Source organism: Vibrio sp. OPT41, assembly GCF_015163595.1.
In the GTDB taxonomy this organism is placed as follows: domain Bacteria; phylum Pseudomonadota; class Gammaproteobacteria; order Enterobacterales; family Vibrionaceae; genus Vibrio; species Vibrio alginolyticus.
On the sequence record NZ_JADDYH010000014.1, the window covers coordinates 766,957 to 782,825 of the forward strand.

The 15,869-nt window shown below is 44.0% G+C and carries 11 protein-coding genes and 1 tRNA gene; 5 read left to right on the plus strand and 7 right to left on the minus strand.

The window, feature by feature from the left end; translation table 11 throughout:
* The 3 genes from IQP38_RS07075 to IQP38_RS07085 all read right to left on the minus strand — a co-directional run.
* A partial coding sequence (locus IQP38_RS07075) for an efflux RND transporter permease subunit (protein ID WP_228010000.1) occupies positions 1–2,382 on the minus strand: 2,382 nt, incomplete at its 3' end.
* A gap of 2 nt (positions 2,383–2,384) precedes the next feature.
* Positions 2,385–3,524, minus strand: a complete 1,140-nt coding sequence (locus tag IQP38_RS07080) for an efflux RND transporter periplasmic adaptor subunit (protein WP_017635040.1) — start codon at positions 3,522–3,524, stop codon at positions 2,385–2,387.
* Positions 3,525–3,989: 465 nt separating this feature from the next.
* On the minus strand, positions 3,990–5,627 hold the full coding sequence (locus IQP38_RS07085) for a methyl-accepting chemotaxis protein (RefSeq protein ID WP_005378266.1): 1,638 nt from the start codon (positions 5,625–5,627) through the stop codon (positions 3,990–3,992).
* A gap of 774 nt (positions 5,628–6,401) precedes the next feature.
* Here IQP38_RS07085 and IQP38_RS07090 point away from each other — a divergent pair.
* Positions 6,402–7,391, plus strand: coding sequence for a Solitary outer membrane autotransporter beta-barrel domain (locus IQP38_RS07090; protein WP_017820055.1), 990 nt, complete (start codon positions 6,402–6,404; stop codon positions 7,389–7,391).
* A 5-nt stretch (positions 7,392–7,396) separates the two neighbouring features.
* Here IQP38_RS07090 and IQP38_RS07095 read toward each other — a convergent pair whose 3' ends face one another.
* Positions 7,397–7,645, minus strand: coding sequence for a hypothetical protein (locus IQP38_RS07095; protein ID WP_005378271.1), 249 nt, complete (start codon positions 7,643–7,645; stop codon positions 7,397–7,399).
* 816 nt (positions 7,646–8,461) lie between these two features.
* Between IQP38_RS07095 and IQP38_RS07100 the strand changes: the two genes are divergently transcribed.
* From IQP38_RS07100 to IQP38_RS26900, 3 genes are all read left to right on the plus strand, one after another.
* A complete protein-coding gene (locus IQP38_RS07100; protein ID WP_005388402.1) occupies positions 8,462–9,793 on the plus strand; it encodes a cytochrome ubiquinol oxidase subunit I in 1,332 nt (443 codons plus the stop codon).
* 2 nt (positions 9,794–9,795) lie between these two features.
* The gene (locus IQP38_RS07105) at positions 9,796–10,788 is read left to right on the plus strand and encodes a cytochrome d ubiquinol oxidase subunit II (protein WP_017820054.1); all 993 of its coding nucleotides are present in this window, start codon (positions 9,796–9,798) and stop codon (positions 10,786–10,788) included.
* Between the two features lie 349 nt (positions 10,789–11,137).
* Positions 11,138–11,266, plus strand: coding sequence for a hypothetical protein (locus IQP38_RS26900; protein WP_005378275.1), 129 nt, complete (start codon positions 11,138–11,140; stop codon positions 11,264–11,266).
* 273 nt (positions 11,267–11,539) lie between these two features.
* On the opposite strand, the gene IQP38_RS07110 is transcribed toward IQP38_RS26900, so the two are convergent.
* The 3 genes from IQP38_RS07110 to IQP38_RS07120 form a co-directional block, all read right to left on the minus strand.
* Positions 11,540–11,627, minus strand: a tRNA-Ser gene (locus IQP38_RS07110).
* 144 nt (positions 11,628–11,771) lie between these two features.
* The gene (locus IQP38_RS07115) at positions 11,772–12,221 is read right to left on the minus strand and encodes an L-alanine exporter AlaE (protein ID WP_005378276.1); all 450 of its coding nucleotides are present in this window, start codon (positions 12,219–12,221) and stop codon (positions 11,772–11,774) included.
* A 502-nt stretch (positions 12,222–12,723) separates the two neighbouring features.
* A complete protein-coding gene (locus tag IQP38_RS07120; protein ID WP_193837472.1) occupies positions 12,724–15,144 on the minus strand; it encodes a hybrid sensor histidine kinase/response regulator in 2,421 nt (806 codons plus the stop codon).
* Positions 15,145–15,195: 51 nt separating this feature from the next.
* Here IQP38_RS07120 and IQP38_RS07125 point away from each other — a divergent pair, with 51 nt between their 5' ends.
* A complete protein-coding gene (locus IQP38_RS07125; RefSeq protein ID WP_005378278.1) occupies positions 15,196–15,807 on the plus strand; it encodes a YecA family protein in 612 nt (203 codons plus the stop codon).
* Positions 15,808–15,869 lie beyond the last annotated feature (62 nt).

The following is a 15,869-nucleotide window of genomic DNA, read 5'->3' on the forward strand; positions in this document are numbered from 1 at the left end:
CTCTCCCTTAGCGTTGCGTACGTACCATGAATCGAAGTCTTTTGGCTGCATGCGGTATTCCGCATCACTTTGCACCATCACTTTCTTCACACGACCGCGATCAATATAATCGTTAATGTAAGCCCCGCCCCATGCAGCTGACAGGATTTGGTTTACGTCATTGATACTGACATCCAAAGCACGAAGTTTGACGTGGTCAATGTTCACTTTGTACATTGGCGCATCTGCCTGACCGTTTGGACGAACACCGACAAGTTTCGGGTTTTGTGCTGCCATGCCCAGAAGTTGCCCTTGAGCCGCAACTAATGCATCGTGCCCTTTATTCAACGAGTCTTGGAGATAGAAATCGAAACCTGTCGAGTTACCTAGCTCTTGAATCGCTGGAGGGGCGAACGCAAACACCAAAGCTTCTTTAATGGTAGAGAAGTACCCCATCGCTCGGCCCGTAATGGAAGCCGCATCAGCGCCAGGCGCTTCACGCTCAGACCAATCTTTCAAACCGATAAATGCCATCCCCATGTTTTGGCCTTGGCCTGCAAAACTAAAGCCCGCAACGGAGAAGACGGATTTCACGTTGTCTTTCTCATCCACAAGGTAAAAGTCGCGCATTTTCTCAAGTGTTTTTTCCGTCTGCTCTTGCGTTGAGTTAGGCGGCAAAATGGCCATTGAGAATACCGTGCCTTGGTCTTCATCCGGCAAGAATGACGTTGGAAGGTTCATAAATAACCAGCCAGCACCTGCACTCATTGCCAAAAATACAACCAACATGCGACCTGTGCGTTTTAGAAGTTTGGCAACGCCGGTTTCATAGCCTGCTGTCATCGCATCAAACTTGCGGTTAAACCAGCCAAAGAAGCCTTTCTTCTCTAGAAGCTCAGCATCGCCTTTTTTCAGCAACGTAGCACACAATGCTGGAGTCAGAATTATCGCAACCAAAACGGAAAGCGTCATAGCCGCCACAATAGTTATTGAAAACTGACGGTAAATAACCCCGGTAGAACCAGACATAAACGCCATAGGGACGAATACCGCTGAAAGCGTCAAACCGACACCAATCAGGGCACCAGTAATCTGCCCCATCGATTTTTTGGTCGCTTCTTTGGGCTCTAAACCATCTTCATGCATCACACGCTCGACGTTTTCCACCACAACGATGGCATCATCCACCAGCAAACCGATAGCCAGAACCATCGCGAACATGGTTAACGTGTTTACGCTAAATCCAGTCGCGTACAAAATAGCGAAGGTTCCGAGCAATACGACAGGCACTGCGATCGTTGGAATGATCGTCGCACGGAAGTTCTGCAAGAACAGGTACATGATTAAGAACACAAGAAGAATAGCTTCTAATAGCGTTTTAACCACTTCTTGAATCGAGGCTTTGACGAATGGTGTTGTTTCAAATGGGTAAGCAATCTGCAACCCTTCTGGGAACGTTGCACTCAGTTGTTCTAAGCGCTCTTTTACCGCATTGGCTGTCTCAAGCGCGTTTGCGCCAGTACCTAATGAAATACCTAACCCCGATGCTGGGAAGCCATTATATTGGCCTCGAATATCATAACTTTCTGCACCACGCTCAACGCGAGCTACATCTTTCAAATAAACATTCGAACCACTGGCGTCGGACTTAAGAATGATGTCTTGGAACTCTTCTACACTGCTCAAACGACTTGCAGAAGAAATCGTAGCATTCAACAACTGACCCTCCTGCGCAGGTGCCGCACCAAGTTGACCTGAAGAAACTTGCGCGTTCTGTTCACTGATTGCATTTGCTACGTCGATCGCGGTCAAGTTGAATTGCGTAAGCTTAAATGGATCCAGCCAAACTCGCATCGCATACTGCGCACCAAACGCCTGCACTTGTCCTACGCCAGTTACACGACTTATCGGGTCTTGAATATTCGTTACAACAAAGTCGCCGATATCGTTTTCTTTAAAGTCAGGATCTTCAGAATAAACTGCGACAACCATGAGAAATGCCGTATTGGATTTATTGACGACAATACCTTGGTTTTGTACCTCCATCGGCAATGAAGTCAATGCCAATTGCAGTTTGTTCTGCACCTGTACTTGCGCGATATCAGGATCAGCTTCGCTATCAAACGTCAGGGTAATTGTCGCATTACCAAATGCATCACTGCTCGATGATAGGTAGCGAAGGTAATCTAATCCTGTCATGTTTTGCTCGATAACCTGCGTTACCGAGTCTTCAACGGTTTTTGCTGATGCACCTGGATAGCGAGCACTGATGGTGATCGTCGTCGGTGAAATCGTTGGGTATTGCGAGACGGGTAAATTGAATAATGACATTACCCCCGCCAACATCGTTAGAATCGCGAGAACCCAAGCAAATACCGGACGATCGATAAAAAATCGTGCCATGATTACTCCTGTTCACCGTTTTGGATAGTTACCGAACTGCCTGGCCCTACCTTTTGTAAACCGGCGGTAATGACTTTATCACCCGCGTTCAAACCATCAATAATGCGCCATTGGCTATTGATCGCTTCGGCAGTCTTCACTGGTTTCGCTTCCACTTTGTTCTCGCCATTAACCGTCATCACTGTCGCTTTACCTGTCGCATCACGAGATACCGTATTTTGTGGTATTAGAATCGCATCAGGGTCGACACCAGTAATGACCGTCGCACGAACAAACATTCCAGGTAGCAACAAACCGTCAGGGTTTGGGAATTCGGCACGAAGCGTCACGCTGCCCGTACTTTCGTTCACATTGACCTCAGTAAATTTCATTGTGCCTTTGTGTTCGTAAGTGCTGCCATCTTCAAGCATCAATGTAACTTGCGCAGAGTCATCTTCTTGCATATGGCCTTGGGAGAGTGATGCTTTCAAACGCAGCAGTTGCGCGGATGATTGCACAATATCAACATTGATAGGGTCAAGCTGCTGAATGGTCGCTAATTTGGCAGCTTGGTTAGCCGTAACCAACGCACCCGCTGTCACACTCGATTTACCGATCACCCCGCTAATCGGAGCTTTGACTTGCGTATAATCTAAGTTGATTTTTGCTGTGTTGATCTTGGCTTTTGCGACTAGGACCTGCGCTTTCGCTTCTTTGTATGCCGCTTCTGCTTCATCCAAGTCTTGTTGGCTGATGGATTTTTTGGTGATCAAGGTTCTGTAACGCTTCACCGTGGCATAGGTCGACTCTGCCGCAGCTTGCGCACGGATTAATTCCGCTTCAGCGCTCAGCAAATCCGCCTGAAATGATGAATCATCAATTTGATATAGCGACTGTCCTTGTTCAACAAGGCCACCTTCAACAAAATTTCGCTCCGAAATAATGCCAGTGACTTGCGGACGAACTTCTGCTTCTTTGAATGCTCTGCTACGACCCGGCAACTCTACTGTCAATGCTTGGCGCGTTGGCTGCACTGTTAACACTTCTACTTCGGTTACGGGCGCAGGCCCCCCACCTTGGCTCGATCCTTCTTCGCTAGGTTGACATCCAACCACAAAAAGGCTCGACGCAATCAGCAGAGATAGCGTGGTTTTACGTCTCATGAATTTTTCTCTCTTATCTACCGACAAGCCTTCAAGATTCCTTATTAAAAGCTTCTAGAATGACTTAATAATGACTAATGGATGTATATCCAGAACAAATTAATTAGGATGATAAATACCCAGTGTTGTACATACAACAAAATTTACAGTTCTATACGCTTACGAAAAACGTTTATGGTAAAGGTGTTATGAAGTTCTCAAATTTGAAGATTTTGGGTTGGAAATCACATTTTCCTGTGTGCAATTGCAATGGTTAAAAAGCAGCAAAAGTGATGATAAAAGCATCATCACGCTGTACAGAGTTTGTTACCGCTGTCTAGGGTTATTTGCCCACTCTGGTATACGAACTAAAGTGAGAAAGGAATGTAAATATAGTCGAAATTTCACAAGTCAGGTTCGCCACTTATCTAAAAAATAACCCGCTAAGAAGCGGGTTATTTCGTCAGTGAGATTGCTGTTCTCAGCTTATACTTTGAACTGACTGACCTGATGATCTAAACGTTGAGTTTGCTCTGACAACATGGCTAAAGAAGCTTGCGCTTGGTTTACGATTTCCACAATTGAAGTGCTACTGTCTGCAATGCCTTGTACGTTGCTATTTACTTCGTCACTTACTGTACTTTGCTGGCTCGCAGCCGTTGCAATGTGTGTATTCATCTCGTTCATACGTGAAATCGCGTTCAAGATTTCAGAAAGGGATTCACTCGCTCGGCCAGCGGACTTGATCGTTTCATCACTGCTATTTTGGCTACCGCGCATCACTTCTACAGCTTGTCCTGCACCAGATTGTAGCTTTTCAATCATGGTTTGGATTTCTCCCGTACTCTGTTGCGTACGACTGGCTAAAGAACGAACCTCGTCCGCTACCACAGCAAAGCCTCGCCCTTGCTCTCCAGCGCGAGCCGCTTCAATGGCTGCGTTAAGCGCTAATAAGTTTGTTTGCTCGGCAATACCACGAATTACATCCAGTACGGACGCAATGTTACTCACATCATGATCCAATGTGTTAATGACGTGGCTTGCGCTTTCGATTTCACTTGCGAGGCTGCGAATTGAGCTAACCGTTTGATCCAAAATAACATTGGTATTGGTAAGTTCATCATTCGCTGTTTGGCTCGCAACCGCGGCTTCGTTAGCGCTATCGCTTACATTTCTGCTGGTGACTTGCATTTCGTGCACTGCCGCCGCTACCGCCTCACTATCTTTTTGCTGAGAAACGGTCGAGTTCGCGATGGTCTTGGTCAACGAGCTAAGATTTGCCATTTCGTTACGTAGGGTATTTGAGCTTTCAATTACCTGAGCGACTGTCACTTGAATTTTGGACACAAACTGGTTAAATGCGTCTGCTAAATTGCCAATTTCGTCTTGTGTTTTTACATCGATTCGCTGACTTAGATCACCTTCACCGGACGCAATTTCTGTCATCGCATTTTTAATATCATTGATAGGCTTCACAACCGTTTGCAACAACAAAAACGCCATCGCAATAGCGGCCAGAATAACAATCACAATGCCCGCTTCAAGAATGAGTTCTGCTCTTGTTGCAGCCGCTGATATTTCGTCCTTCAATTGGCTTTGCTTTTCTTCTATTGCATCTTTTACAACGTTAAGCTGCGCTCTAACCTCGATAAATTGGTCTTCAAAGGTATGTTTGTGCTCATTGTAGTAACCACGCCATTGAGATTGAGGTAAACGTAGCATCGCCTCATAACTTGCTAACCATTTTTCACCCAAAGAGACAAGCGTTCGAACTTCATTACCATGTGTAGAAGGCGTCACACCGGCTTGCGATAGCTCAATCATTTGTTCCATACGCGGCAGCGCTTTGTATGCGTTGTCTTTGTATTCACCGATGTGGTGATCAATATCGGTTTGAGTATCAGAAAGAGCAACACCTTGGATTGCAGATGTAGCTTGGTAAAGATCGCGGTAAGCATCCTCAATCGTTAATAAGTTCGGCACGATCTGTTCGTTGAGTGTCTCACTCAATTCAGATTGCTTCCAACTTGTCATAACGTTTAATACAGAGCTCACAATAAACAATCCAATAATCAATGACAGCGGAATCACTATCTTCTGCTTGATCGTTAAGTTCTGGAACATGAATAGACTCTCTTTATTTATGGTATACAAACTGCCGGAAATTATATCAAACAAATAGAGTATACTATTAGGTAAAAGAGGCTATTCAACATGAAATCTAATGACTTTTTGACAAGGGTTCTAATTTCAACAATTAGTTGATTTTATACAAAATTTAACAAAGAGATCTTTTCAAAAGATGCAAATTAAAATGCTCTTTCAAAACGAAAAATATGTAACAGAAAGTGAATTAAAAGGGACCACATTTTGAAGAATAGATCGACTCAATGATTTACTGAGAACACATACAAAACACAGTTCTTGGATTGAGCACCACCGCGGAATATGCAAAGGTCCGAACATTTCTTCTAAAGCTCAAAAAAACCATTGTTTATCTGACGTATTTAAGGGTACTCCTTGATGATGTTAGTCGTGATGTTGGCAGACAGGATGCTTACAAGTTTTCGAAGTTAACCAGTAGCACAGTGAACGATTCAGATTTTCTTGAGCGCCAAGGCAATAAAAAAGTTTGCTATTTTCCTCTCAAGAGACGCATTAAAGAAAATAATGCAACCTAGTCACAAAGTCTTGCTACATCTTCAGAAAAGAATGATGTTGCTAAACAAATCTGGTGCAGCATACACATTGAAGCTAAACTCGTTTAAGGAACTTTTTCATATCAATATGAGAAAACATAGATTTCTCAAAGTTACACCGACCATTCAACGATTAAACTAATGTTAGCGTACCGGTACGTCCAAAAACTCCATGCATGAACCATTTGAAAGAGCCAAAATGTTCCAACCCAACTTCGCCTCAGTGGAGTGGCGAGTCGTTTCGCTCGCTCTCCTACTCTCTCTTCCTAACACAGCTCAAGCGGATCCACTAGATAAGGAAATTAGCAACCTTCTCCAACAACGTTTTTCTATCGCGGTTTTGCTGTCCGACACTGACGCAATTGCGTTTGGTATTGGCGACTTTGATCCGAATGCATTATTTGATACCGCCAACCCAGAGTTCGGGACTGACGAGTCAATCAATGAACGTCGAAGCAAATCCGTATATGTTCTCCCTTACACGACTAACTTTGACATAGAGGGCAGCGAGGACTTACATGAGCTGTCGTTTAAGGCATTTACGATACAAACAGAGAATGATCTCAAACTATTCGGCACAAGTAAGGATCTTCTCAAGGAAAGGACATACGGTGCATCGATTGGTTATGGGTATCTATACAAAGCAAGTGAAAACGTCACCCTTAGCACCAGAACGACGACTCACCTTATGCGTTATAAAAACTCATTCTCTACCGATAATAAACTTTCATCCATCATTGGAAGAATCCTAGACGGCCGTGCCGTTAACGTTTCAGCATGGGCGGCAATAGTTCAACCATCCATTAAAGCCAAATACACGTCTCCCACAATTTGGGGGAAATGGCATGCCAGTTCGACATTGAATTCATTCATTGGGCACAGCTGGGGAAGCGCAAATAACGGCAATATAGGCAACCCTAAAGGTTGGTACCTATCTAATGAAATCACCGGTTACTACAATATTTATCACGGTGAGCAGGCTTTATTTACCGGGATTAAAAGAGTCGACCTTTCGCATGATTTAAGCGATGAACTGGGAAGTCCGCATTACTACGAAGCTTCTATAGGATGGCTATTTTATGCACCAAAGCCCTTTGATTGGTTGGACAATTTCGGCATAGGCGTTAACTTCAACTACGGCTCGACTCTCAGAGGCGGCAGCATTCAGCTTTACTACAACAAACAATAAAGCCGTCAATACAGGAACCAGTTGGTAGCATATATAACAAGAAGAACGAGAAGACACAAAAGGAATGGCAGAGTTAGCGTCTTCGCAAACTTTTTCATGAGACTTGGGTTATCAAACACCACACCTTCCGCTTCTCTTACCCTTCGCTCTTCGTCAAAATGCCATTTAATGGCTAAGTAGGCTCCTATCCCTAATACAATAAGCTTAAAAGCTCCAGCAAAGTAAGGAAAGAAATTAGCCCAACTGTCATTCATTATCCATCTCCATCAAATTCAATATCAGCTTTGCGGTGGCAGAATCCAAAATTCATGTAGAATGCCCCCCTCAAAGTCAGACTCTCTGGCTAGCGCCAGTCTACTGCTCGAGATAGCTGTCCACAACTCTCTTTACCATATCGGCATCTATTAATTATTTAATAAATAATAAGAAAGACACTAGCACACTTGCTGAAAAGTAAGTGTCAGTTTGGATTGAAACTCATCAGAAATCGAAAATGGTCCGCAGTCGACTTGTTGATCTAGTGAAAGCCGAATTACCTAGCGCCAAATCGTTCGCTAGTATAAAAATGTAGCCTATCGCACTTCTGGTCGAGTGCTAACGAACTTATGATGCATATGTCATTAGCAGTGCAATTTTAAGTTTATCAATTAGCTAAAGTTTCCCACCTTAACTGCCAGTAAGTTTGCTGTGTTTGAGATGATCTCGACATGACTAGTGTATAAATAGTATGGAGGTTCAAAGTGAAGGCAAGGCAATTTTCCTTACTAAAAATATTGTTTTTGTAATTTTATTTCAGGATTATCGAAACCATCATAAGGATAATTCGAACTAATCTTAATCCATGCTCCTTCAGTTACATTTGCTTTCTTTTACTCACTTCTCGCGACTATTAGTGGCATTTTGAGACAATTTCCTACACTCCTTTCTTTCCCTTAGTTGATATAAATCATGGTTAGAAGAAAACAGAATCACCTGTATTTCTCGATACATGAATCCAAACTGCCCGACTTTTCGTAACTAAATTACAGATAGACACGATTTTTAGTATGGCACGTTTTTGAGGAACCAAGATGTTAGATACCCTCATGCTGTCGCGGATCCAGTTCGCGGCCAATATCAGCTTTCACATTCTCTTCCCGACCATCACCATCGCGTTGGCATGGATGTTGGTGTTTTTCAAGTGGCGATATAACCGCACCCAAGCCCCCGTATGGCTCGATGTTTATTACTTCTGGGTCAAGATATTCGCTCTTACTTTCGCCTTAGGTGTAGTATCCGGCATTACGATGAGTTTCCAGTTTGGTACCAACTGGCCAGGCTTTATGGAACGAGTCGGTAACGTAGCAGGACCATTGCTCGGATACGAAGTGATGACCGCCTTCTTTATGGAAGCCACCTTCCTTGGCGTGATGCTTTTTGGACGAGGACGAGTGCCGGAATGGGTTCATACTCTCGCCACCGTTCTGGTTGCTGTTGGGACAAGTATGTCCGCGTTTTGGATTCTAGTGCTTAACAGCTGGATGCACACACCAAGTGGCTATGAAGTGATTGACGGAATTGTACATGTAACCAGTTGGAAGGAAGTTATTTTCAATCCTTCTTTACCTTACCGTCTTCTGCACACGCTATTAGCATCGGCGCTGACTGCCAGCTTCTTGATTGCGGGTATCTCAGCTTATCAAATAATGAAAAAGCCAGATCACCGCTCAGCCAAACTTGGCCTAAAAGTCGCGCTGTTCGCGGCGGCTGGATTCATCCCAATTCAAATCTTTGTCGGTGACCTTCACGGGTTAAACACGCTTGAACATCAACCTGCAAAAATCGCAGCGATGGAAGGCGTGTGGGAGACCGAGCAAGGCGCGCCTCTTCTTCTGTTTGCGATGCCAAATGAAGAAACTCGCAGCAATGATTTTGAAGTGGGCATCCCAAAGCTGGCGAGTTTGATTCTTACGCATGACTTAGATGGGGAAATCCAAGGACTTAACGAGTTTGCACCTGACCACCCGCCAGTGAAGCCCTTGTTCTTTGGTTTCCGCGTGATGGTTGGTGTTGGTGTCCTTATGTTGCTTGTTAGCTGGTATGGCGCGGTGAAGCTAGCACGTAAAAAAGCGCTACCTAAACCTTACCTGTACACGGTATTAGCCATGACGTTCTCTGGTTGGATAGCCACACTGGCGGGTTGGTATGTTACTGAGATTGGTCGACAACCTTGGTTGGTCAGCGGTGTATTGCGAACATCCGAAGCCGTCACCACGGTTGCGAGCAGTAGCGTGATGACTTCGCTCATTATGTACTTAGCCATTTATGCTGCATTGCTGGTTGCGTACATCCATACCCTATTCTATTTGGCGCGCAAAGACGTTGCAGCCCATGAAGTCCCACTGACACAACAAGAGGCCTAATCATGCTCGACTATCTACCAGAAATTTATCTTCTGCTGCTTGGCTTCTCGGTCTTTATGTATGCCGTGCTCGACGGCTACGATCTTGGCGTCGGTATCCTTTTACCGAGTGATAATGAAGCGCAACGTGACCGAATGATAGCGTCTATCGGCCCTTTCTGGGATGCGAATGAAACGTGGTTGGTGTTAGCCGTTGGTATTCTGCTAATTGCCTTTCCTACTGCTCATAGCTTGATTTTGACGGAACTTTATATGCCGACCGCGATTATGCTTATCGCACTGATCATGCGTGGCGTGGCGTTCGACTTCCGAGCCAAAGCGAACTCGGATCATAAACCTCACTGGGATTGGTGCTTCAGAATTGGCTCGTTAGTCACCGCGCTAACCCAAGGCTACATGGTGGGTCGTTACATCATGGGATTTGAACAATCAACCGAAGCATTTGGCTTTGCTTGGTTAAGCGCACTTTGTGTAGCGGCGGCGTACGTTTACATCGGTGGCGCATGGTTAGTACTAAAAACGGAAGGTGATTTGCAAATACGCTCGGCCCGTTGGTCTCGCCGTGCTGGTTGGTTAGCAGCCTTAGGAATCTTGGTGGTTAGCGTTGTAAACCCAATTGTAAATCAACAAGTTGCCTTGCGTTGGTTCAGCTTCCCAGAAATCTTGTTGCTTGCCCCAGTTCCGTTAATTGTATTGGCAACCATCTTCCTAGTTGATCGCTATTTGCGTCAGGTTCCAATGGTGAATGATCTGGGTGTGCGCTGGCCTTTCTTTGGTGTCACTGTCATTTTCGCGTTGAGCTTTCTCGGGCTTGCGTATAGCTTCTTCCCAGAAGTTGTGCCGGGATTAATGACCGCACAACAAGCTGCCTCCTCGCCTGCGACGTTAATAATCGTGGGCTACGGTGTGATGATTGTTATGCCGGTGATATTGCTTTACACCTTTGTGGTATACCGGATCTTCAAAGGCAAAGCGACAGAACTTAGCTACAAGTAGGAAAGGGAATTCCTCAACAAAGCGCCGCTGCTCATGCGGCGTTTTTTTGCAGTACTCAACGACTAAAGTATCTACCCAAGGCGACTGAGTGGGAACGCTGAGAGAATGTAGCGGCAGCCAGTAGTTTGTTCCTAACTAGAACGAGATAACCGTTTCTCAACTATAGCGATACAGGCACAAAAACAGAAAGAATATTTGATGTTACAAAAGGTAGACCGCCACTTTAAAACGCTTTGAGTATTTTTTGCGCTCAATGTGGTGCAAGTATACTTATGCTTTTTATGACTTGTGAACACTCAATTGCATGTTATGTTGCTGTTGAAATCGTACATGAAATAAGGACAAGAACATGAAGATAAGATGCAAAACGACGCAAAGCATTGAAAAATTTAACCCTGATGACCTCAATCTAAACACAGATCTCTTTGGTATGATTGCTGTTGTATTCGTGTTCATGGCTGTTTTGCTTAGCATCTAGTAGCACTACGTTCATTCTTGTGGCCGTATTCATACCTCATGTGATATGGGTGCTAAATTCTAGATTAAAGCGGATGTGCTAACCCGCACCAATCAGATTATGGCTGCCTCTGTATAGCATCTTCAATTTTGGCGTTGTATAGAGGTGAGATGTGAATAGTTGGCTTGTAGATAGAATGGCGCTTGCACCTTGAGCACTCTTGTGTACTTTCAATTACGCATTACTTTAGTGTAGATACGAAAAAAGGCCTGACAAATCAGACCTTTTAGAATGTGGCGGTGAGTGAGAGATTCGAACTCTCGATACGTTGCCGTATACACACTTTCCAGGCGTGCTCCTTCAGCCACTCGGACAACTCACCGAATCAAATTTTGGTTAGCATCATTGGCTAACGAGGCGCTAATTTAATGATTATGTGCCTGATGGTCAAGGCTAAACATAAAAAAAAGCGCCCTTTTCGAATCGATTGCTCACTAAGTAACTAAATTGAGCAAAACTGGGGCATTTACATGCTTTGAGAATAACCGGGAACACGGAACCAACGGCGGCACATATCCAAGAAGTACCCATACAACACACCCATGCCACAAGAAATAACAGCGTTACTTGCCACTGCGGTCACAATTTGATCTGTAGACGCGCCAACCGCGAATAAGATACCCGCATAAACTGGAGATTGAAATAGTACATAAGCGACCAGATCAGAGATGTTTTTCATAAAGGAAGACGGCGACACCTTACTACCTTGATGCAGCACCCAATCACGAAAAACCCCATACGGCCAAGCAATGGCGATATTCACTGGAATCGATAGCGTACGCGATGCTAGAGATTGCTCAAATGTCATCCCTGAAATCAAAATCTCGACAATCATCCCTGTGATAAAGCAAAAAACAACCATAGCAAAGGTATCCGCTGCGGCGTGACGAATACAAAATGGTCCACGAGACTTCATTTACAAAACCCTTAAAATCAAACACTGCAATTAATAAAAATAATAAAACTATTAACCACTAAAAAGACATCAAGCCAGTTAATGATGCAATTAGAACACACAAAAACTAGCTTATGGCTCTGTATTTAAAATTAAGTTGTAAATTTATAACCAACTTTTAAAGTAAAAGTAGTTTTTTTCACCAATGGCGAGTAAAAACGCCTAAAATTACGTAAAAATGGTACAAAAACACGGATTTCACTTACATAAAAAGGGGTTACGATAATTATTTTGACGTAAAGTTAGAACAAAACTCGGACTGTAAACAGTCACTCCTATAGCTTATGCTACCAAGCTGCGAAAATTCAGAGTATTACCGATATAATCACAGTAGAAGGTCTTGCTGCTTTACTCGTAAAAGTAAAACTGCAAGCCTGTTCATTGCAGGTTAGAAGAGTTTGTGACGACGCTGGATGACGTATGAATAGTAAGAACAATTTACAGTTGCGCCATATTGATTCAGTTATGGTGAGGCCAGCAAAATCGTTAATGTATCGATATCATCTTGGTCCGGGGATTGCTGACGCTTTAAGTTACTTCTTATCCGTTCAGCGACTGAAGAAACGTCGCCACTGAGTTCAAGGGGAGCCTCCGCAATGATCGCTGAAATAGCCTCAAGTGCTTCATTAAGATGTCCATTATCTAGAGCGACATAGAAGTTGAGTAACCACTTTTCAGCATTAAAGCTATCTGCTGCATTTCCATCAAAGTCCGATTGGTACTGATATAACTGTGTCGCATGAAGATACAGTGCATCATTTAATTCAGACTCCACTATTGGTTTCGCTATTATGTGGTCTGCTCCTACATTAATCATACGCTCTTGTGTTTCTTTGAACACATCCGCTGTACAGCCAAAAATCAGTACCGACTTAGCAGGTGAACTCATTGCTCGAATGGCTGATATGGCCCCAACGCCATCTAGAACAGGCATATGATTATCCATCAGTATCAAATCAAATGGTTTGATCGCAACCTCATCGACTGCAAGCTGACCATTTTCGACACTTGTGCACTCAAAGCCCTTGGCTCGGAGGAAAGTTTCCATAATGATCGCATTTGTTCGGTTGTCTTCAACAATGAGTGCTTTCAACCCTTTACAGTTCAATTTATGTGTATTGATTGACTCTACTTTACCCGGCTTGCAAGGTGTAAGGGCAATTTCGACAGTAAAAGTCGTTCCAGCGTCCTCCTGACTCTCTACAACCACTTGCCCACCCATATGTTCCGCGATTTCTTTGACTATTGCTAAACCAAGCCCTGTACCACCAAACCGTCTAGTCGTTGATGACTCTGCTTGCTCAAAAGGACGAAAAATGCGTTTTTGTGCCTCTTTTGAAATACCAATCCCTGTATCTTTTACCTTTAGTATCAGCTTGGTGCCAGCCTTACTCGATTTCTCGGCTAGCTCTACCTCTACGATGCCACGATCGGTGAACTTAACAGCGTTATTGAGTAGATTGAACAGTACTTGACGCAAACGGGCTTTGTCATTGTTGTACCAACGACCCGTTGGTAAATGCGAGACTACTCTAAAGCGAAGACCTTTTTCTGCACATAGCGTTTGATAAACACTCTTGATACTGCCGATAATCGACTCAATTGGGAAAGGCTTATTTTCAAACTCAACATGCCCTTGTTCAATTTTTGAGTAATCTAAAATCTCATTGAGTAATGTCATCATGTGATCACCTGAATCATAAAGTGTTCTCAGGTGCTTACGCTGCTCATCGGTAAGTGGTGTTTTTAACAGTATCTGGGCAGTTCCTAGTACACCGTTCATTGGTGTGCGAATCTCGTGGGACAATGTGGCTAAGAATGCCGTTTTAGCGTTTGTCGAAGCCTGAGCTTTTATTCTCTCCTGCTCTAAATAGATCGTCTTTTCATTGAACTTCTCGATAAGCTGTCCGATTTCGTCATCGCTATCGTAGTCAATATCTATGATCCCACCAGTTTTCGAGTCATCAATCTTAGCGGCAATGCGAACAATTGGTTCAACAATATAGCGATTCAGTAAGTAGTAACCGACCAAGACACACAAGAGCAAAAATGGAATGATCCTCCCCTCAACGCTCATCACTTGTTCAAACACTTGATCGGCGACTTTAGCTTTTGCGTTGACAACTTCCATGCGCCAATCGAACTCTCCGAAATCAAGCTCGCTGACATAAATTTCGTCCGTCAGTTGAAAGTTGTGTTCAATAATCACGTTTGAGTCAGCATCGCGAACCACTACCCCCAAAGAATGCTGGTTCGTGTGCTCTCGAATAAACTGAAAAAGTGCATCAAGTGATAGGTCTACCGTTACAACTCCAGCGAATCGACCGTTTTGGTAGTACGGAGAAGACGCGGTAATCATCTGGACCTGAGTAAAGGTATCGATGTAAACCGTAGACCAACTAACAGAACCTACCGGAGCATCGGCGGCAGCGACATACCAGGCTTCATTATCATAACCGCCAGATTCGGGGTTATTGTAGGAGTGAATTTGGTCAATACCACTATCACTGTTTTTATTGAAGAATAGACTTTGATATCTCCATTGTTCTGCTTTTAGTTCGGGTTTAGGCCATACGCCACCACTAACAAGCATCTTGTCACTCAATTGAAGTATATGTGGAATTATTGTGTTGAGAGATTGAATATTTTCAGTCCCTTGGGCTAGCCCTACTAAGCTGCTCAATACACCTGTAGAACTGAGGAGGGGCTCTTTTATCTCAAGAGCCAGGAGTTGGGTACGTAACTCTAGGTTTTGCTCTAGCTTTTGTCTAACCGGTGGCTCAACAACCAAATAGGCGACAGAACCGATAGTGGCGATAAAGAAGCACAGGTAAAGTGTTAGGGCGAGAATGCTTTTTTTTCTAAGTGATGAGCGAATTTCCATAGATGTGTGAATCATTCCCTAATATCGATTTATCACTAATTGATTGGTAAGATGAGCGCAATCAACCAGCCCATTAACAAATGGTATTCTATTTTGAAACTACAAGACATCCTTTCTCTCCCAGAACTTGACGGTAAACTACTAAACCTAGCAAAAACTCAAGGCTTTGTAACAGCGATGGCTGCAGCGCCAAACGTATTAATGCCTCAAGAGTGGTTGCCATTCTTATGGGGTGGAGAAGAAACAGCGCCATTTACTGACGGTGAACAACTAGAGCAGTACATTGACGAGATTGTACAAATGTGGAACCAAACTCGTCCCGCTCTCCTAGAAGGCACTTGGCAGTGGCCTGCAGGGTGCGCGCTAGATGAGCAAGACATTGTAACAAGTCAGGCTCGCGATTTCTGTGAAGGTGTATTACAAGGCTGGCAACTTGCGCGTGATGACTGGGAAACGTTGATGCCTGAGGATAGCGAAGATAATGCCCTACTCGGTGGTGTTTTACTTTCTCTTACTATGCTTTACGACCCAGAAACAACCATTGAAACATTGGCCGAACAAGGTATGGAAGGCTTAGAGCAGTTTGAAGAGATCTTCAATGCAATGCCAGTGATGTTATGTGGTCTTACCCAGCGCGGTGTTGCATTAGCTGAAGAACAATAGACGCAACGCTGTCGACCATCAAGATTGAACGGCTGAATAGACAAAAAGCTCTCCAAATGGAG